General features: G+C 41.9%; 16 protein-coding genes. 10 read left to right on the top strand and 6 right to left on the bottom strand.

Annotated features, from left to right (window positions below):
- Window positions 1–210: 210 nt before the first annotated feature.
- The 5 genes from ACM0OY_RS16575 to ACM0OY_RS16555 form a co-directional block, all read right to left on the bottom strand.
- Window positions 211–882, bottom strand: a complete 672-nt coding sequence (locus ACM0OY_RS16575) for an FHA domain-containing protein (RefSeq protein ID WP_414569938.1) — start codon at window positions 880–882, stop codon at window positions 211–213.
- Window positions 860–3001, bottom strand: a complete 2142-nt coding sequence (locus ACM0OY_RS16570; protein WP_414569937.1) for a substrate-binding domain-containing protein — start codon at window positions 2999–3001, stop codon at window positions 860–862. The genes ACM0OY_RS16575 and ACM0OY_RS16570 overlap by 23 nt, the downstream gene beginning before the upstream one ends.
- Window positions 3002–3291: 290 nt before the next feature.
- On the bottom strand, window positions 3292–3969 hold the full coding sequence (locus ACM0OY_RS16565; RefSeq protein ID WP_414569936.1) for a response regulator: 678 nt from the start codon (window positions 3967–3969) through the stop codon (window positions 3292–3294).
- Between the two features lie 26 nt (window positions 3970–3995).
- On the bottom strand, window positions 3996–5114 hold the full coding sequence (locus tag ACM0OY_RS16560) for a sensor histidine kinase (RefSeq protein WP_414569935.1): 1119 nt from the start codon (window positions 5112–5114) through the stop codon (window positions 3996–3998).
- Between the two features lie 604 nt (window positions 5115–5718).
- Window positions 5719–9009 carry a PAS domain S-box protein gene (locus tag ACM0OY_RS16555; protein WP_414569934.1) on the bottom strand — a complete coding sequence of 1097 codons (3291 nt, stop codon included), beginning with the start codon at window positions 9007–9009 and terminating at the stop codon, window positions 5719–5721.
- A 340-nt stretch (window positions 9010–9349) separates the two neighbouring features.
- Here ACM0OY_RS16555 and ACM0OY_RS16550 point away from each other — a divergent pair, with 340 nt between their 5' ends.
- The 10 genes from ACM0OY_RS16550 (at window position 9350) to ACM0OY_RS16505 (ending at window position 19740) form a co-directional block, all read left to right on the top strand.
- Window positions 9350–10195, top strand: a complete 846-nt coding sequence (locus ACM0OY_RS16550; RefSeq protein ID WP_414569933.1) for a Pvc16 family protein — start codon at window positions 9350–9352, stop codon at window positions 10193–10195.
- A 30-nt stretch (window positions 10196–10225) separates the two neighbouring features.
- Window positions 10226–11884 (top strand): phage tail sheath family protein, encoded by a 1659-nt coding sequence (locus ACM0OY_RS16545; RefSeq protein WP_414569932.1) that lies wholly within the window; start codon window positions 10226–10228, stop codon window positions 11882–11884.
- Window positions 11885–12005: 121 nt separating this feature from the next.
- A complete protein-coding gene (locus tag ACM0OY_RS16540) occupies window positions 12006–12482 on the top strand; it encodes a phage tail protein (RefSeq protein WP_096534267.1) in 477 nt (158 codons plus the stop codon).
- Window positions 12483–12649: 167 nt separating this feature from the next.
- Window positions 12650–13123 (top strand): phage tail protein, encoded by a 474-nt coding sequence (locus ACM0OY_RS16535; protein WP_414569931.1) that lies wholly within the window; start codon window positions 12650–12652, stop codon window positions 13121–13123.
- Window positions 13124–13237: 114 nt separating this feature from the next.
- Window positions 13238–13585 (top strand): hypothetical protein, encoded by a 348-nt coding sequence (locus ACM0OY_RS16530; RefSeq protein WP_414569930.1) that lies wholly within the window; start codon window positions 13238–13240, stop codon window positions 13583–13585.
- Between the two features lie 216 nt (window positions 13586–13801).
- Window positions 13802–14185 carry a phage tail assembly protein gene (locus ACM0OY_RS16525; protein ID WP_414569929.1) on the top strand — a complete coding sequence of 128 codons (384 nt, stop codon included), beginning with the start codon at window positions 13802–13804 and terminating at the stop codon, window positions 14183–14185.
- Window positions 14128–14331: a DUF6760 family protein gene (locus ACM0OY_RS16520; RefSeq protein ID WP_414569928.1), complete on the top strand. Its 204-nt coding sequence runs from the start codon at window positions 14128–14130 to the stop codon at window positions 14329–14331. Before ACM0OY_RS16525 ends, ACM0OY_RS16520 begins: the two co-directional genes overlap by 58 nt.
- On the top strand, window positions 14328–16490 hold the full coding sequence (locus tag ACM0OY_RS16515) for an FHA domain-containing protein (protein WP_414569927.1): 2163 nt from the start codon (window positions 14328–14330) through the stop codon (window positions 16488–16490). Before ACM0OY_RS16520 ends, ACM0OY_RS16515 begins: the two co-directional genes overlap by 4 nt.
- A gap of 150 nt (window positions 16491–16640) precedes the next feature.
- Window positions 16641–18821, top strand: coding sequence for a CHASE2 domain-containing protein (locus ACM0OY_RS16510; protein ID WP_414569926.1), 2181 nt, complete (start codon window positions 16641–16643; stop codon window positions 18819–18821).
- A 313-nt stretch (window positions 18822–19134) separates the two neighbouring features.
- Window positions 19135–19740, top strand: coding sequence for a hypothetical protein (locus tag ACM0OY_RS16505; protein WP_414569925.1), 606 nt, complete (start codon window positions 19135–19137; stop codon window positions 19738–19740).
- 34 nt (window positions 19741–19774) lie between these two features.
- Here ACM0OY_RS16505 and ACM0OY_RS16500 read toward each other — a convergent pair whose 3' ends face one another.
- The gene (locus ACM0OY_RS16500; RefSeq protein WP_414569950.1) at window positions 19775–20752 is read right to left on the bottom strand and encodes an SGNH/GDSL hydrolase family protein; all 978 of its coding nucleotides are present in this window, start codon (window positions 20750–20752) and stop codon (window positions 19775–19777) included.
- Window positions 20753–20907: the final 155 nt, after the last annotated feature.

The raw sequence follows: 20907 nt of genomic DNA, 5'->3' as shown, positions 1-20907 counted from the left end.
AGGAGAGAGGTTTGGAGAGAGGTCAAAGTGTATTGCATCCAAACGAGAATCGCTATAACGTGAGTTAGTCGAACTCACGTTAATTTTAAGATCGTATACATCTACGCCAAAATTGAAGGGTAGTTGATAAATCGCCAACTACCCTATCAAATTTAAAAACTTTTGCAAAACTAATGCACTCTCTGATTCTTGAAAATTAACAGCTTAATGTTACATTACATAAGCAGTAAAATTAACTAGATTATCCTGACCAAATCTCAACACATCGCCATTCAGCAGTCGATATTGCATACCTGGAGTGAGAAGATTGTTGTTTAAATAAATACCATTTGTACTCATATCAACAATCATAAATGCATTTTGCGACCAGTCCCAATCAATTCGCGCATGACGACGAGAGACTATTCCTTCATGGGGAATACCAGTTAAGTCAATTTCTGGCGGCGCTATTCCTGGACTTTGACTGCGACGACCAATATAACCTCCCTCACCAACGAGGTGAAATTCTCTACCGGTGCTATGAATCAGCTTTAAAACTGGTCCTCTTTGAGGCGGGGGGGTATAAACAGGAGGTGTTGGGGGATAGGGAACCCGTGGCTGATAGACTGTTGAATAATCTACGGGGGTTTGTTGAGGAGCTTGGTAGTTGGGTTGGTCTGTTACCGGGCGCTGATACTGGCTAGGTGGTTGTTGAATGGGCGGTTGTTGAATGGGTGGTTGTTGAATAGGGGGTTGACTGGGCTGTGACTGAGTAGGTGGTTGTGATGTGGGAGCCACTACATTACCTATGGGAGTCCCACACCAGGGACAAACCTTAGTATTGTTAGGCAGGGTGCGGTTAAAATATTCACAACTAGGATTAGGGCACCGATTTGCAAGCATAGGAATTTATATCATCAGGCATAGGTTGTAAAGCGACAAGACCTACTTTACTAAGTAAACACTGACCCTGACGAGTTGTTAGCATCTGGGCAAATGTAGAACCACCGGATAGGCGGTTACTGTCTTGGGGGTACACTACAAAAATAGGGTATCCCAAAGGGTAGCTTTGGAAAGTAGTAACATCAACATAATAATCATCATGCTTACACAAGTCATCTGAGGGATTAATGGAGCGCCGATCGCGTTTTTGAAACAAAGGTTGGCTAGCTGGCTTGTTACCATTGGCGATCGCTAGGGGATAACCACTACACTGCTTCCACGTTTTACTGATAATGCCAAAACTGATAATCCCAGTAGTTCGTCCCTCTAAAGTCTCGCTACGTATCTGGTTTTGGGTTTTTGTGGTATCCAGTTTAGTAACTTTTGCTGCAAATAAGGCTTTGTCTTGGGGGTCATTTTTCAAAACTATTTCTTGAAATTTAGCGATCGCTTCCGGCTCGGTGGGCGCAAAAGGTTTTATTTCCAGAGGATTTGGCAGCTTGGAATTAATTTGTTGCCAATTAGTAATTTTCCCTGTGTAAATTTGACGCAATTGTTCAAGACTGATTTGCCCTCCCAGAGTATTAGCCAGATTTGAGTCTCTCTTATTAAATGCTACAAAAACAATCAACCCATCATAGGCAATTTGTTCTTTTTTTAATTGACTTGTAATCTTATTTTCCAAACTAGTAATTGCAAAGTCTTTTTTCCCTGTTTCTACTTCTGCTATACTTTGAATCTGATTATTTACATCTGCTGATAAAACTGATTTATAGTTATATATTGCTGTTGCATCTGCCTTGGGTTTTGCCAAGAAATCTGCTAAACGGCTATCATCTACTGGTTGGGTTAAAATATAACTCCATGTACTATCTTTTTCTCCTGTGTAAGTAAAATTTCCGGAAGGAACGTTGGGAACTTCTGAGAAATTCCGCACCAATCTAGACCATTCGATCAATTTATTTGATGTAACTGTTGATGAATTACGCAAAATAAAATACCAAATTCCCGTACTTACTAGTAATAAAGCTAAAATTCCTAGTAGTAGAATTAAAGGCATTGGCAAACGCTTTTCAATTATTTCAGAACCCGAAGAAGGCACTGAATGATTAGCAGCCTCTTCTTTGGGAAGCTGCAACAGTGCTTCACGAGCGGCTTCTGCGCTTGCAAAAGGAGTTTCCAAGCCAATTAAACGATAAATAAATTGTTTTAAATGATTATCTGTATCTGGCCATTGTTGATTATCTCTAGGATCTAAAGGTTGGTTAGAAGATAAATTAGTTGTTCTTCCTACCCATAAATAAAAGGCTACCATTCCTAAAGATTGTAAATCTTGTTCGGGTCTGGCGGGGGTTGGTTGAGGAATAATCGGTGGAATAAATAAGTTTTCCCAGATGGCTAAATCACAAAAATATATAGAAAATTTTTGATGGCCTTCTACTTTAATTAAAGTACTATCTAAATTAATGTTGCCGTGAGTTAGACCGAGTTGTATTTGGTTAGAAGGAAAACGCAGCTTTTGGGTGTGGAGAAATTGGAGAGTTTGTAGTGCTTGATTGAGGACTTCCCGCACTTGGACAGGTGTCATTGCTCCCTTTTCAATGATATACTTACTTAAAGTTTGGGATGAGTCTATTCCTTTAGTAATTAGATAGCAGCGTTCTCCTTTATCATCAGCGATCGCTTCTTTAGTTTCCACAAGCCGAAAGTTTTGAATTCGACTATCAGCTAAAGTTACTCCACCGACTCTTTTAAAAGTTTCTTTGCGTTTGAGAGTTTCGTTTTCATTAAAAGAACGATTCGGTAGTAAATATTCTTTAATAATTACAGGCTGTTTGTCCTTAAGTTGGATACCTGAGTATAAACGGCCTAAACCCCGCACACCAGAAAAACTACCTATTTGGTAAGTACCCTGACTACCTTTAATCTCAGCCTCCTGCGGTAAAGTTGCCAGAAAACCACATTCCAAGCAAAACTTAGCGCCCTTGATTTGCTGTGCCGTTTGGAAAGGGCGATCGCAATTTAAGGGAAAATTATATGAACAGGGGTATTCTTGATAAAAAGATTCTGGTGAAGGCATATAAGCAATTCAAAATTCAAAATTCAAAATGAAAAACCTTCTGTTGGCAAACATCCTTACTACTGAGTATATGCAAGTTACAGCAGTTTGCAAGTAAATGAGGTAGAAAATGCAGGGCTAAAATCAGATATAAAGAGTTCTCCCTCGTGCCTCCTGCTCACTGAGCGCAGCCAAAGTGTGCCTCCTGCCTCAAAACCACTAGCTTTGTACTTCATGCAAAAGAAAACTGCTCTAAATGTGGAATAGGTTACAAACAGCTTAGTGAATTACGTCTATTCCTTCCTGACGTATCAAGCTTTAACTAATCCTAACTTGAGTGCGGCCACAATAGCTTGAGTACGACTAGTAACCTTCAATTTTTCAAAAATACTGGTGAGATGCGCCTTAACAGTAGCAACTGTCACATATAAATGCTTAGCAATTTCTTCATTAGAAGCACCTTGAGTTAACCAGTATAAAACTTCTTGTTCTCTTTCTGTTAAATGCACTTGATGAGATGCTTTCACAGAAGAATCTGAATAAGCTTGAAAACAGCGGAAAAATCGACTTGCCACTTCTGAAGGTAAATAAATTTCCGATCTAATTACAGTATTAATCGCTTCACACAATTGAGTCGCCAAGCGATTTTTAAACACATAACCAGCGGCTCCCGCCTGCATTGCGCGGAAAATCCAGTCATCTTCTTGATGAGCAGATAATACTAAAACTTTACCAGAAAACGCAGCTTCCTTCAGACGTGCCAGAACTGTAATCCCATCACATCCCGCTAATTGCATATCCAACAAAATTAAATCTGGACTCTTCTGGTTAGTGAATTTTAAAACTTGCTCTACACAATCTGCATCACCTACAACTTCTATAGGTAATGCAGAATTAATATTATAAAAATTGAGCAGGGTACGTATCCCTTGGCGAAAACGTTCTTCATCATCTACCAGTAAAACTGAAAGTTTTTGATTGTTAATCATTTTTTTAATTACGAATTACGAATTACCTATCCAGTTCTTGGTCTCGGCAAAATTACGGAAAATTGTGCCCCACTTTCCGATAAAGCTTGTGCCCAGATACTTCCTTGATGATCCAAAATAATTTTTTTAGCAATGGTTAAACCCAGCCCTGTACCTCCTCGACGACGGGAATAAAAAGGCGTAAAGATTTTTTGTAAATCCTCTGGAGATAATCCTGGCCCTTGGTCAGAGATTTTAATTAAAACTTCCTCTTGAAAAATCTGCCAGCTACAGGTAATAGTTCCTGAATTCGGACTAAAATGAACAGCATTACTCAGGATATTATCAAAAACTTGCTTCATTTGTAGTCGGTCTATTTTCAGAATTGTAGATGTGTCAGGAATGATTATTTTAAGTTGTTTTTCATTAATTAAAGGTTGTAAATTTCTGACACTTTCAACAACTAAACTTCTTAAATCTTGAAGAGCAACTCTTAATTTTACACTTTGACCACAATCAATAAGCTCGTTTAAATTAGTATCTAAATCTTGGATACTTTCGCTGATAATTGTTGCTTGTTCTTGCCAAGGATTTTCCTTTAAACCCAAGCATAAATTATGTGCATACAGTCCAATCAGCCCTAAAGAATTACGCAATTGATGACCGACTCGATGCAAAATATCTTCCAAAAGTTGAATTTCATTTTTTTGTCTTCCATAGTCTAAGTAAATATCTACATACTTACCCAAGAGCATAGCAGAGCGTTTTATGTATAATTCCAAACTTTCTGCAAGAGTTTCAACAGTAATAATTTGGATGTATTCCGGTTTTTGATTTCTATAGCCTATCGGGCAAATGTAACAAATAGATGAAAAATCTTTCAGTTGAAATTTATTTATAGTAAAAACGGGCGGGAAGTCTGTCAGCCATACTTCTGAACGCAAATAAGCTAAAGTTTTTTGAGAAAAAGGAGATTGGTCTTGACGATAATTGATAACTTCCTGATGAGTTTTTAGCAAGCAATCATAATAGACAATCCGAGCGAAAAAAATTGGCTCTTGACTCGTTAATCGCTCAGACTCAAGTTGACAAAAACTTTGGATATCTGAGGAACTCAAATAATTAGAGCCATTTTCTAGTTTGTGTAGAGAAAAGCCTACTGTCATAGCTTCACTCGCTTTTTGTAACAATTTTTTTAGTCTTCTGTTGTCTAGTATAAATTTATGCAGTCTCACGAATGTTTATTTTTTTATTAAGTTATCTTTGTCACATAATTCTTACGAAGAATTATTAAGTTTTCATTCATAAGCGCAGCTCGTTTTTGTAAGTATATATAGGAATCAAGTTTGATTTATAGGCAATAGGCAATGGGCAATAGGCAATGGGAAAGCAGGCTTTTTGAATTGTACGGAGTTGTTTCAAAAATCAAACACCAGTGCTATAGGACTTATAATTTGTAACAATTCGATAAATATTGTAGGATAAGTGTCTTGCCCTTAGTAGACTAGGTTTTTGGACTCATTGCACAAAAAATATAGTGCATCTAAATCAAAATTGCTCCAGACTAATCTACACACTAGAGTTGTAGTTTTTCGGATTTTTTAAGAAATGTTTTTGCCAAACATGAGATTTTCTCCTTAATATCCCTGGCATTATATACAGCAGAATTCAGGAGCTTTTCCCTTTGGGGACATCCAAAAATTAAATTACTCAATTCCTGCATCCAATACGATTGATTTCCCCCTGCCCCCTGCCTTATCCTAACGATAATTATTTACGCCCACCTTCTCTAACCAAATCTGCAATTGTTTCAACTAGCTTGGCTGGATCGACTGGCTTGGCAATATGCCGTTGAAAACCGGCTGAAATTGCCTGCTGATAATCAATTTCCCCTGCATAGGCAGTCAGAGCGATCGCTGGAATTTGTCCGCCCCGATCTGGTGGTAAAGTTCTGATTTGTTGCACCAGCGTATAGCCATCTACCTCTGGCATTGCAATATCACTGAGCAACACATCTGGCTGGGAGAGGGTTAAAGCAATCAGCGCCTCTCTTGCTGAGGGAACGGCGATCGCATTTGCTCCATACTGCTCGATGAGAAAAACCACAAACTCCCGTGTATCGGCATCATCATCCACAACTAAAACCGTGATGCCAGTCAAATCAAAAACTGGCTCAGATAGCCCACTATCTTGATCGATTTGGGGTGAGGTTAGCATCAGCGGCAGTTTCACGGTAAAGGTTGCCCCCTGCCCTTCCCCTAGACTATGTGCCTGGACGCTTCCACCATGCAGCTCCACCAAGTGACGAACGATCGCCAACCCTAGCCCCAGTCCCCCAAATTTTCGAGTTGTAGCGGCATCCTCTTGGCAAAAGTGTTCAAACACATGAGGGAGGAAGTCTGGCTGAATTCCCTTACCTGTATCGCTGACGATAATCTGGGCAAATTTTTCGTTTGTTATTTGTGGTTGTTCGTTTGCTGCCAATGACAGCTTGACCTCAACCCGACCACCTGGTGGCGTAAACTTGATGGCATTGAACAGCAGATTCCAAACTACTTGCTGTAATCGGCTTGGGTCGCCCAATGCTAGCTCTAAGTCTGGTTCCAGCATTGTGTAAATTTCAATGGATTTATCTTCCGCCGCCAACCGCACGGTTTCCATTGCCGCTAGAATCGTCGATGCTAAATCCACCGGAGAAAAATTCAGACTCAGTTTGCCTCGCAGAATCTTGGAGATATCTAGTAAGTCTTCAATTAGTTGAGCTTGTAATGTGGCATTGCGGGCGATAGTACTCAGGGCTTGGGCGGTTTTAGCTCGATCCAAATTTCGAGTTTGCAACAGCTTTGACCAGCCAAGGATGGGGTTGAGAGGCGATCGCAATTCGTGGGAGACAATAGCGAGAAACTCATCCTTGACGCGGTTGGCTCGCTCTGCCTCTTCCCGTGCTGCCTGTTCCCGTGCCAAAAGCTGTTCCCGTTCTTGTTCTGCACGTTTGCGATCGCTAATGTCAATAACTGAACCGATGTATCCCTTAAACTCACCATCCACCCCAAACCAAGGACTTGCAGCATCAATCGCCCAACGATACTTACCATCCTTGTGCTGCAAGCGATACTCTAAGCGGAACGGCTCCCGATGCTCGTTTGCGCCCAGAAAGATGTTTTTGGCGGATTCCCGGTCTTCGGGATGCACGGCATCGAACCAGCCAAACCCCAGACCCGTTTTCTCGGTCTGACCCGTAAACTCATACCAGCTTTGGCTGAGATAGGTGCAATAACCTCTGGTATCGGTGACCCAGACCATCACAGGGGCGTTGTCTGCCATGTTGCGGAAGCGTTCCTCGCTTTCCACCAGTGCTTTTTCTGCTTGTTTGCGATCGCTTATGTTGGTGAACAGAATCGCAAATTTACGGCTGTGCGGGTCACCGACACGAAAGGCGTTAACATCGAACCAACGGTTCATGGCCACCGATTGATCCTCAAACCGCACGGGTTCACCTGTCAGCACGACTCTACCGTAAATCTCAAACCAAGAGGCTTCTAGATTGGGAACGAGTTCCCGCGCTGTTTTCCCCACGACTTCCTTCAGTCCCGTCAGCTTTTCAAATACTTGATTGACTTCGACAAACCGATAGTCATTTGGTTTACCGTTCTCGTCAAATAGCATTTCGCACAGGCAGAAGGCCTCATCAATGGAATCGAACAACATGCGATACCGACGTTCGCTTTCTTGTAGCGCCAAAAGAGAGCGATCGCGCTCAAATACAATGCTAGCGACTTGAGTGCCGAAGTCAGCTAATTGGTATTCCCAATCACTCGGCATTCGTGCTTCGTCGAAGCAAAGCATCAGAGAACTCAGGGGCAGGTTGTCCGCGCTGAATATGGGCGTAGAATGGCACGCCAACACATCATGAGCTACGCATAAGTTTCGCCATTCGTGCGACCAGCGTTCATCGTTGGCGATATCTGCACAGGTAATAGGCTGTCCAGAAAAGACTGCCTCACCACAAGTGCCGATGCACAGATCGTTAATCGGGGCATCCTTAAGTCCATTACCGAATGATGGCGGAAAGTCCGGAGTGATGGAGTACTTAAATGCCTGTCGTTGAGTATCGGCCAGCAAGATGCAGGCACGGATGCCGAGATTGAGATTCGACACCGAAGCACACACAGCTTTTAGGCATTCATCCAACGGATGCCCTGATGCGATTAACTCTAGCAGTTTCTTCTGCTCCACTAGCATCAGTTCCGTCTGTTTGCGTTTGGTAATATCTTCAGCAATTCCGCCCATGTATAGCAACTCACCTTGGGCGTTATGTATGGGAAAACCGCGATCGCGAATCCAGACAATCGACCCATCCGGACGAATTACTCGATATTCCTGGCTCAATCCGGCTTGAATGCGTTGCTGCCATCCGGCTTGGATGCCTTGGCGATCGTCGGGATGAATAAATTCAATGAAACGGCTTAAGTCTGTATAAATCTCCGCAGCCGAGCGACCCCACACTTGCTCGTAGGAAGGGCTGACATAAATTAGTCGATTTTCACGGCCATCGGTAATCCAAATCACATCCTTGCTGTTCTCAGCAAAAGTTCGGAATCGGGCTTCACTTTCTTCTAGGGCGGTTTTGGCTCGTTGGCGATCGGTAATATCAAGGACGGTTCCCAGAAACTCAACAGCTTGCCGCAACTCTCCTTCCCCTGCGAATATTGCCTGCCCATTAGCGGATATCCACCGCTCGCTACCGTCATCCCAGAGAATGCGGCAGTCAATTTCGTAAGTCCCCGACGATCTCGGATCGAGGGCAGCACTGATGGCATTTGCCACCTGTGGGCGATCGCCTGGGTGAATACGCTGCATCATCCGCGACAGCGGCAACACCACAGCATCCTCTGACTCACCCCAAATTTCCCGCATCCGTTCGTCTAACTCGACAATATTCGTGCGAGGATCGTAGTACCACGTCCCAAGTTGAGCGATACGAATTGCCAACCGCGATCGCTCCTCACTCCGTCGAATCGCTACATACTCTTGGTCACTCATGGGAGTGGAACGGTTCATGATGTTTTTACTCTACTCTCATAGATTGACCTAGCCAGCATCTTAATATATCAAAAAAATATATCAAAAGGATGATTTTTTGGTGACGAAGTTGTGTTCATAAAGCTGTTATTTACCTTTCATATCATGTCGAGTTGAACACTTGTCATTAGGGCTGACGCAAAGACGCGGGGACACGGAGAGTTTTTGTTGATAATCAATTAGACAAACATGATATCAATGGCCAATGCCCCATGCCCAATCCCCCCATCCCAAAATATCGACAAAAGTCTAATTACTTTACAAGGGTGATACAGATAACCTAGATGCATCTGGATTTAGATACCAGCACAAGACCTTCATGCTTATCTTCGTTCTTCAAACTTTAGCGGAAATTTTAGCTGGAGGAACTTCACTGACCAGTACGGAGCAGATTGACTTCAGCCATCCGAGTAATCGCAGGGAAGAGGGAGCCGGTCCGACTCTCAATTTATATATTTATGATATTCGTGAGAGTAAGCAGTTCCAACAGGCCGGCAGGCAAGTTGAACGTAATATTACACGTCATCTGCAAGCCGGCGTTGTCAATTGGGCACCTATTTGGTTTGATGTTTCGCTGCTATTAACAGCTTGGGATAGGACGACTTTAGGCGAACATCACTTTCTCGGTGAAGCATTGGCCGTACTTATGCGCCATCGAGCTTTAGAGGAGGAGTTTTTAGTTCCGGAATTGCGGGGTTATGGGAGTTTGCCAATGATGGTTGGACTACAACCGTCACTTGAACCTGGCAGCTTATGGAGTGCTCTCAATGTACCTTTGCGTTCAGCTTTATATTTAACAGTTACCGTGCCTCTTGATACACAATCTACTACAGTACCTTTAGTTTGGGAACGAATATTTGATTTGCGAAATCAAATGTACGGCAATGGTAATGGTACCACCCAAATTATGAGTAGGCGAGTAGTAATTGCAGGTGTTGTTAAGAGTGCAACTACAAATCTGCCATTAATGGGGACAAAAGTTACTCTGCTGCGAAGTAAAAAATTCATGGAAAGCAATAAAGAAGGGCTGTTCTTTTTTGAAAACCTTGAGATGGGTAACTATATTTTAAATATAGATTGTCCTGGCTATTTACCCCAGAATGTGAATGCATTGGTAGATGACCAAAGCCATACTTTCAAAGAAATATTTCTAACTCCTGAATAATTAAGCTTTTACTGACTTGGAGGCATTTTCATGGCTCGACTTGATTACTTTGCTCCTGGTGTTTATATCGAAGAATTTGACCGAGGGAGCCGACCGATTGAAGGTGTTAGCACAGCAGTTGCCGGATTTGTAGGTTTTACGGAAGATGTTCGAGATGATGCTGAGCTATTTAAGCCGATGTTGGTGACCAATTGGACGCAATATCTCAACTATTTTGCTCGTCCCAATTCTGATGGTTTCACCGATTTCAACGCTTATTTACCCTTTGCAGTTTATGGCTACTTCATGAATGGTGGTGGTCGCTGCTGGGTAACAAGCATCGGTACTCAACTACCAGGCGCACCCAAACCCGCAACTCCAGAACCTGCTACTCTCCGAATCAACTCTCGTGGCAATCGTCCAGCCTTACGCATTACCTTGCGTCCCGAACAAGCAGCAGGCGGATTAGTAAATATTATAATTACTGATGGTTCTCCTCGTGCTTTACCTGAAGGTACTGAAGGAGAAGCTCCTCCAAATACCGGGGAATACTTCACCGTTCAAATTCGTCGGGGAGATGAGGTTTTAGAGCAATACGAAAACTTGACCATGAACCGCGAACCTGGTCAGGTTGCAACTTACGCGCTGGCGGCTTTGAGAAATTCTATGTATGTCACTGTAGAAGACATTACTCAAAGCGGACAGCCTTTAACTCGGCGTCCGGTTAATGGTCAGTATGAACTAGCGCCGCCCATTGTTGCTACTCCACCGGATAGGTTTTCACGGGATTTAGAAGGGGTACGGGACGATCGCACCGGGGTACGCGGTATTTTTGAAATTGATGAAATCACAATGCTGGCTTGCCCTGACTTGATGCGGGCTTATCAAGAGCAAATCCTCAATTTGGATCAAGTCCACGGCATCATGGAACTGATGATTAGCATGTGCGAGGGTTCCGCCAGTGGCGATATTCCCAATCCACCCAACCGCATGGTTCTACTGGATACACCGCCGGACGCTGTTAAACCTCAACAAGCAGTGGATTGGTTGAATAGATTTAACCGTCGTTCGATGTTTGGAGCGCTTTATTACCCTTGGATCAAAGTTCCAAATCCACGCGATCGCGGCAATCCTATTTTAGTACCTCCTTGCGGCCACATGATGGGTGTTTGGGCACGCACTGATGAAACCAGAGGAGTTTACAAAGCACCTGCAAATGAAGTACCCAGAGGCGTAATTGGTTTGGGTTACGACACTAACTTCCGCGAACAGGAACTATTGAACCCCCTTGGTATCAACTGCATTCGTAACTTCCCAAATCGGGGTATTCGCATCTGGGGTGCGCGTACTTTAGTCGAACCAGATAAAACAGAGTGGCGTTATATCAGCGTCCGCCGTTTGATTAGTTATCTAGAAAAATCGATTGAACTAGGCACTCAATGGGTAGTTTTTGAACCCAACGACCAAGATTTGTGGGCGCGTGTCCGACGTACCGTCAGTAACTTTTTAGAGCGAATTTGGCGTGAAGGTGCTTTATTCGGGGATTCACCAGAACAGGCATTTTATGTTAAATGCGATGCCGAACTTAATCCACCCGAAAGCATAATTTTAGGTCGTTTGTATGTTGAGATAGGTGTTTGTCCTGTTAGACCAGCGGAGTTTGTAATCTTCCGCATCAGTCAATGGAACGCACTTGATGAGCAGCAATAAATCATTGGGCATGGGGCATAGGGCATTGGGCATTGAAAGATGCAAAGAAAAACTAATGACTAATGACCAATGACTAATAACTAATGACTAATTGACAATTCACTTATTTAGGAGATGAAATATGCCTGGGGAATATGTAGTCGCGTCTGTATTCTATTTTGAAGCAGACGGCATCACCGAAAAATTCGTTCAATCAGTCACCGGATTGGGAGCAAAAAATAATGCCACCAAAGGCGTTAGAGGCTCAAGTAAAAATGGTAAGACATTACGTCAAAATCTTCCTGGGCAGGCAGAGTTTAATAATGTCACAATTACCATGAATTACAATGGTGATGAGAGCCTACATAAATGGTTTTTAGCCTGTAGCGAAGATGGAAAACCTCGCCAATGGGATGAAAATCGCAAAGCAATTTCAGTTGTTGGTTATACCCAAGATAAGAAAACTGAAGTTATTCGTTATAACCTCAAGGCTTGTTTCCCAGAATCATATACAGGCCCAGAATTTGATGTGACAAAAAATGACCCGGCAACAGAGAAAATCGAAGTATCTATTGAGGGTTATGAAATAATCGCCCAACAAAAAGAAGTCAGAGCATAAAACTTAATTTTTTGTAAAAGGGACTGGGGATTAGGGACTGGGGATTAGGAATTGGGTATTAGGTTCAGGGAATTGGAAAATAGTATTTTTTATCTTATTCCCTAGCCTCCATTCTCTACTCCCCAGTCCCTAGTCTCCAGTCCCCAGTCCCTTCTAATGTAAAAACAATGGTTGCTGTACCAGAAATTCTCACAAACTATCGTTTCTTTTTAAGATTAGACATAGGTCAAAATGATAGCGATGGCTATTTTTTGGAATGCCAAGGTTTTAAAAGAACCCAGGAAGTAATTGAGATTTGTGAAGTCACTTCTCAAAAATGGGGGGCTGCTTCAAAAGGGAAAGCGGTGAGAACAAAACTTCCTGGCAATGCTAAAAGTGGCAATATTACTTTGCGTAAAGGTTTGAACGCCTCCAAAGATTTATGGAAGTGGTTTGAAGATGTTGAAGCCGGTAAGTGGGCTGAAAAACGTGAATTTATTTCTTTATCTATTTACGATCAAGCATCTAAAAAAGAAGCTAGATTTGAATTAGCTGGCGCTTGGCCTACCAGTTACAAAATTGCTGATGTCAACGCTAACAGTCATGAAATAGAAATTGAAGAATTGGAGATTGCTTTTGAGGAATTTCAACGTACACAATAGATCCCAAGGGAAAAGGGAAAAGGTTAAAAGGAAAATGAAGAATCTTCCGTTTCCCCTTTACCCCTTCCCCTTTCCCCCCTTCAAAGCAAGAGGTCTAATTAATTTAGGAGAAATATGTTTCCCACAGAGTTTGAATTTACACTGCCTAAAGGATATCTAGACTCTGAAGGCAATCTCCACCGCAAGGGTGTAATGCGATTATCAACAGCAATAGATGAGATTGCACCTTTGCGTGACCCAAGGGTAAAAGCTAATCCAGTTTATGCCACGATTATTATCTTGTCGCGTGTGATTACCCACTTGGGTGCTTTATCTGATATTAGTCCTGCAATAGTAGAAAACTTTTTTGCCCAGGATTTAAATTATCTCCAAGATTTTTATCGTCGAATTAATGGCTTGGAAAGCGAAACTTCTTCATCAGAAGATGCAGTCAATTCTCCTGAGGCATTGCTTCAAAATTGAGGAACTGGGGAGATGGGGAGATGGGGAGAGAATTTTACTTCACCACGCCACATTCCCAATACCCAAATGGCCGAACATGAATAAGGATACAAGCCCCTAAATTTATTTATGAGGATTGTAATTTTTGAATTTTGCGGAAAGTCTGAGCGGAGGTTTCCTCCGCTCAGACTTTCCAAGAGAGAATTTTGAATTTTGAATTCGGAGCGAAGCGACGTTATGCCCCGTAAAAAGGATAATCTCTGCACTGAATTTGCTTTCACTCTCCCTAGAGGATTGAGTGATGCTGAAAACCGAGTACATCGTCAAGGAATGATGCGTTTAGCCACTGCTAAAGATGAAATTTTGGTGCAACAAGAACGCAAAGTTCAAGAAAATCCAGCTTACGGCGTTTTGGTAATGCTTGCACGTGTTATCACTCGCTTGGGTAGTTTCAACTCTGTTAGCCCTGAATTACTTGAGGGGCTGCTTTTACATGACATTGCCTATCTCCGAGAATTTTACAATCGAATTAACCAGCAAGGTAATGCACATATTCCGGCACAATGTCCCCACTGCAATACTCAATTTTCAGTGGAGCTAGAACTGGCGGGGGAGTCATAAGCTACCCCTCTGATAATTTATATGAGGAGGTAGCTTTTATTGCTTATCATTTTCATTGGTCACAAAATGATATTTTAAATTTAGAACATACTACCCGTCAGCGTTGGGTAGCTGAAATCAATAAAATTAACCAAAAATTAATATGAAAGTAAAAGTTAGCTATTCACCAAATTTAAGTGAAATCAATGAAGTTGACCTTACCATAGACACTACAACCAGGGGAGAGTGGATAGTAGGTCGCTCTCCTAATTCTGATTTAGTCTTGGAAAGTCCTGATGTCAGTCGGCAACATGGTAAGTTCTTTGTCAAAGGTGGAAGTTATTACTTCAGTGACCTTGGCAGTAGAAATGGCTCAATCGTTAATGGCAAACAAGCTGAAAAGGAGCGATCATATATTTTGAATGATGGAGACGTGATCCGAATTGCAGATTACGTTCTGATTATGGAAGCAGTCGCTCCTTTGGCTGAGCAATTACCAGAAACTGTCTTCAGAATTATAGATCCTTCTTTGTTTTCTCGATCGCGATCGCCTGAAAATGTCAGCACTCCCAATGTTGCTAGTCCAGCCCCAGAGGTAGTCAGCGAAGTTATAACGCCAATTAGTAACGAAGTAGAAACACCAGAAATTAATGCTGCTTCCCCAGAAATCAACGAAATTTCAGAAGTTGCTTCCACTCAAACTGATGATGACATCTCGGTTGTTGAAGTCACCAGCCCTGAAAACATAGTTCAGCCACCAGAACCTGTCAGCGAAGTTCCACACGATGTCCGTAATGATATTGTAGATTTGCGTACATTAGTTGTAGAAGAACGTACCCTAAACCTTGAGGACATAGAATTTGCAGAAGTCAGGGAAGCCCAGCCTGATGAGGCAATAGCTACACCTCAAGATGTCATCGAGGCTCCTGAGGAAGAAATTACACCTCCGGAAACTACTCACGATGAAGTTACAGATTTTGAGGCAGCACTGGCAGCAGAAGCTACTTTTGTCCAACGGCGTGAAATAGAAAATGCCATTCCCCAAGCTGCTGAGGAGCGCGATGCAGAGTTGGAAGCCGCACTAGAGGCAGAAGTCACATTCGTACAGCCACGTGATATTACTGAGGGTACTATTTCTCAAACTACTGAGGAGCGGGATGCAGAATTTGAAGCAGCACTAGAGGCAGAAGTCACCTACGTGCAGCCGCGTGATATATTTCACCAAGTACCACAACAGAGTGCTATTCCCGAAGCTACTCAAGAAGAAGTAGTAGATTTAGATACGTTAATTGTTGCAGAAGACACCACAGATGTTGACGAATTTGTGAGTAGTGTTACCCGAGAAACTAGCGAAATTCATGAAGATCTAGATATTCAACATCAGGAGACATCAAGTCAAGCTCCTGAGGAAGTTAGAGAGGAATTAGTAAATTTAGATACGCCACTTCCGCTAGACACCGCAGGCATTGATGAAGTAGAAGCTGATGAAACAGTCAGCGAAGTTCCTGAAGGCTTGAGGGCACTTGATGATAATGTTCCAGAAGTTTTCAGTAATCAATATGTTGATTTGAGCGATCCGAGTACAGAACAAGACAATGTAAGTGAAGTTTCTGATTCAGGTGATATTCAATCTTTAGAGCCAATAGAAAACGCAGCTCCTGAAATCATCAGTCAAACTGTTGAAGAAGTTTCTGAAGTAGAAGTAACTGAATCTGAGGAAATTTCATCTCAAGTAGAAGTAACTGAATCTGAGGAAATTTCATCTCAAGTAGAAGCAATTGAATCTGAGGAAATTTCATCTCAAGTAGAAGCAATTGAATCTGAGGAAATTTCATCTCAAGTAGAAGTAATTGAATCTGAGGAAATTTCATCTCAAGTAGAAGTAATTGAATCTGAGGAAATTTCAGAAGAGATAAATGTAAGTGAGCCTCTAGAAGCGATCGCCCAAAGAAATATAGTACTCATTGCTCACGAAAGCAAGAAATCAGAACTTGCAGAATTTGTTACTCAGCATCAGGAATTTTTCTCACAGAGCTTTACAATTACCTGGCCATCTGTTAGCGAAGTTTTACATCAACAAGCGGGTATAACTATTAGTCAACAAACCCCCGCACCAACTTCTGGAGGATATCAAACAATTGCTTCATTGGTTGGGTCGGGAGAAATTTTAGCAGTTATTTTCTTGAGAGATTTGCTGCAACCTCAACCCGGCCAAGCAAATGAAGAAGCACTGCTGAGATTATGCACTATTAATCAAGTTTTACTGGCAACTAATGTACCAACAGCAGAGGCGATCGTGCATTATCTCAAACACGTAGTAGATTAGTGCTAGGCAGGAAGTAGTGGCTGGGGACTGGGGACTGGGAGATGAGGGGATGGGGAGATGGGGAGGTAGGAGAGGCAGAGCGAGAATAACTCTTAACTCCTCAGTCAACAGTCATCAGTCAACAGTCAACAGTCAACATTATGTAAAAAAATGTTTGCCAACTTTAAAAGTTTATTGAGACAGCCAGTTATTTTTTCAAGTGCGATCGCTACAGTTTTACTAGTAGGCACTCAAAAACTTGGGGTTTTTGAACCTCTGGAAATGAGAGTCTACGACCAGATGATCCAATTACGCGCTGACCCAGGTCCAGACTCTCGTCTGTTGATTGTTGCTTTAAGTGAAAAAGATCTCCAAAAATGGAGTTGGCCGCTGTCTGGTGAACTTTTAGATCGACTGTTGGGCAAACTTGAGGAATACGAACCGCGAGCCATTGGTCTAGATATTTTTCGTGATTTACCAGTACAGCCCGGTCACGATAAACTACTACAGCGCCTACAACAGAGTGATATCATCATTCCCATCTGCAAACACTCTGGTTTTAAAAATCCAGGAATTGCTCCGCCTCAAGGGGTTGAACCAGAACGAGTGGGATTTAATGATGTTGTAGAAGATACTGATTCTACAATTCGTCGCAATTTATTATTAGCAAGTTCAGATGAATCTGACCCTTGTCAAAGTACATATTCCTTTAGTTTACAGCTAGCACTCAAATATTTAGAAGTTGGTGGCATTCAACCAGAATTTACTCCAAATAAAGAATTAAAATTACGAAATATTGTATTTAAACCCCTGCAAAGTAATGCTGGTGGGTATGAAAAAGCCGATACCAGCGGTTACCAAATCCTGCTTAATTACCGTTCTGGTCATAAAATTGCCCAGCAGGTAACAATTACAGAAGTGCTTGAGGATAAAGTTAAACCAGATTTAATTAAAGACCGTATTGTTTTAATTGGTTCAACAGCAAATAGTTTAAATGACATTTTTAATACGCCATTTACTAGTGGTAAGTCAGATAATTCTGGCAAGATGGCAGGAATTGAAATTCATGCCCAAAGTGTTAGTCAAATTCTCAGTGTTGTTCTTAACCAACAACCTCTATTTTGGTTTATTCCTGAGTGGGGTAAAGTTCTTTGGATATGGGGATGGACTTTAGTTGGTGGCTTATTAGTATGGCGAATTCAGCATCCTTTAGCTTTAGGATTGGCAGGAGCAACAGCCCTAGCTGTTTTATTTGCAGGTAATTTTATTATTTTTACTCAAGCTGGATGGTTACCAGTAATACCTCCGATGTTGGGGTTAGTATTTACTGGCGGAAGTGTCCTTGCCTATACCGCTTATCAAACCAAGCAAGAGCAAAAAGAAATTACGCAACGAGTTCAAGAACACCAACAATTAATTATCGAATTGCAAGCTCTTTTAAGGCAACGGGGTGATGCTTCCAATGAAGCGCCAACAGTCATTGCTGATTCTATCGGGCAAGAAATTGCAGTAGGCACGCTACTAAACAACCGCTACAGAATTACTGAAAATTTGGGTTCTGGAGGATTTAGTAATACTTATTTGGCTGAGGATATCAAGCGCCCTGGTAATCCCCAGTGTGTAGTTAAGCAATTACGGCCTCCCCGCCAAGATACAGAATATTTAAATGTTGTCAGACGCTTATTTGACGCGGAAGCAGAAATTTTAGAAACTTTGGGTAAGCATCCACAGATTCCCCAATTGTTAGCTTTTTTTGAAGAAAACCGCCAATTTTCTTTAGTGCAAGAATTTATCCGGGGGCACGCTATGGATAAAGAGCTAGCCTCAGGTACACGACTCAAACAAACTGAAGTTGTGGAGATACTCAAAGAAGTTTTACACGTGCTTGTTTTTGTTCACAGCTATGGTGTAATTCATCGAGATATCAAACCTAGTAACTTAATTAGACGAGAATCAGATCGGCACATTGTTTTAATTGACTTTGGTGCTGTTAAACAAATTCACCCCCAACAAAAAGAAGATCAAACTATTTCAATTGGTACTCCTAGTTATGCTCCTTCTGAGCAAATGAGTGGATTACCAAAACTCAACAGCGATATTTATGCATTGGGAATTATGGGTATACAAGCTTTAACTGGAGTAGATCCAAGAGTATTTCGTAGAGATACAAATACTGGTGAAGTCATTATCCAAACTGAACCTGATGGTAATACAGAAATTTGGCACAGTTGGCGCGAATTAGCTGAGGTTACAAACGAGTTAGTTATTATCTTAAACAAAATGGTACATTTCGACTTTTCTCAACGATATCAGTCAGCAGCAGAAGTGCTAAAAATTCTCGAAAGTCTTTAATATGCGTCCAAGTTGGTCATGCTCTGATTAATATCAAGTTCGGATATGAAACAACATGATCTAATCTCTGGTCTAACTTGCTACCACTGGTGGTCATTAACTTAGGACTTACGCAACACCGATATTGTCATTGCGACCGAAACGTAGTGTAGGTAAGCAATCCCAGAGTTTTTGGCGATTACTTCGCTCCGCTCGTAATGACGTAAAATCGTAGTTATTGCGTAAGTCCTGTAACTTTAGGATAGAGGCGATACCTACGGCGGTAAACTACGCACTTTTGAAGTATCACAAAAAAATAGTGAGGCTGATCGCGATGGCTGATTTGACATCTGACTTTGTGACCGTGCTATCCCAGGCTGCGGCTGCGTATCGAGGACAAAAGGCTACACGTCCTACTGCTGAAATATTAGTAAATGCATTATTACAAGCAGAAAAAACTGCCAAGCAACAACGGCTGAACTATGGGTTTGAATCTCTTGTAGGAAAATGGCGGCTTTGCTTTGCCACTGGTACAAAAAAAGTTAGGGAACGAGGAGGAATTGTATTAGGCAAGGGTTTGTATGTGCCCAAATTTGTCGCAATTTATATTTCCTTTAGTGCAAATTTAGAACGGGGTTTAGGTAAAGGCGAAATTGGTAATCAAGTTGAATTATTTCCTCTATTGTTAAAGCTGACTGGGCCAATGCAATATACGGGTAAGAAAAATTTGTTGGCATTTGACTTTAACTATATGTTCATCAGTCTGTTCGGTCGTGTTGTTTACAACAGAAAGATTCGCTCTGGTAAAGTCGAGTCCGAGGATTTTTATAGCCAGCCCATAGCTAAACTACCCTTCTTTGCCTTCTTTTTAGTCACAGAAGATTTCATTGCAGCTCGTGGGCGTGGCGGAGGGCTAGCACTTTGGATTCGAGAAACTTGATCAAACAGAATTCAGAAGACTGTGAGAAACAATGCTAAAGAATTTGCGAATGGGACTTAGTTAAGATTTCTAAAAGCGATCGCTCTATAATTTCACTAACAAATTGATTGCCTTGCAAGTTAAGGTGAATGTGGTCGTGAAACAAACTTTTCGGGTCAGGATTTGAATTAAATATCGGTAAAAAGTCGATATAGTTAATTTGCTGCGCTTTGGTAAAATCGTTCAAGCGCTGGCGTGCTTTAATTTCATAATCACGGGAACCTGGTTCGCCAATTTCTCTTAGCAAGGGAGTCATGACAAGCAAAAATTCGCTGTTGGTTTGGCGAGTTAGCCCTTGAATTTTACCGATCGCCTCCAGATTAATCCCAACGCGATCGCCTGCTTCATTATGCACTGCTTTCATCTCCGGAATTGGCTTTTGCTTGGTGAGATAACGCTGCCAAACTTCCACCAATGCCAATGATGGTTTCCTCACTGGATAGTTGCGATCGCGTCCCACTGGTAAAGAAGTCGGAGCAGTAGCAAACAAATCATCGGTATTAATTAGTAATACTATTACCTGGGCGTTAAAATTGCTAAATTTTTGTAAATAAGCTAATTCATTTCTTGGCCCCCAAGAGTTAGCTGAAGCATTTAACACTTCTACTTGCTGATAATTACTGTTAGTCGCTGATGTCAGAGAACGCATCATCAAGCTAGATATTGTATTATCCTGATCTGTCCACCAACCGCCATTAGCAATAGAATCGCCTAACAGTAGGACTCGCAGCGTCGAAGGTGCAGGCGTCTTGGCAATCGGACTACCTCGCATAGAATACTGATTAATTTCAATGTGATTACCAAAACGACGGGTACGCTGATTAGGAGCCAATAAATAACCAATTTGCTCATCGCCAATGTAAATCAGGGGATTACCAAAGCCAAAGAGCGATCGCAATCCTATCTCTAGTAACACAAGTAACACAAACAATCCCACAGCCACTGCCAAAATTACAAACACCAATATTTTCATCATTAGTCCTTAGTCCTTAGTCATTGGTCATTAGTCATTTCTCCCCCTGCCCCCCTGCCTCCCCTGCCTCCCCACTTTGTATAAATCAGACCAATCCCCCCAAAGAAGTAAGTAATTATGGCGATGGAAAAGTTGCAAAGCTTAAACAAAATAAT

It is taken from the genome of Nostoc sp. CCY 9925 (genome assembly GCF_963920935.1).
Lineage (GTDB): Bacteria > Cyanobacteriota > Cyanobacteriia > Cyanobacteriales > Nostocaceae > Nostoc.
Note: the sequence above shows the minus strand (reverse complement) of the source record. Positions and strands in the feature narration are given on the sequence as shown.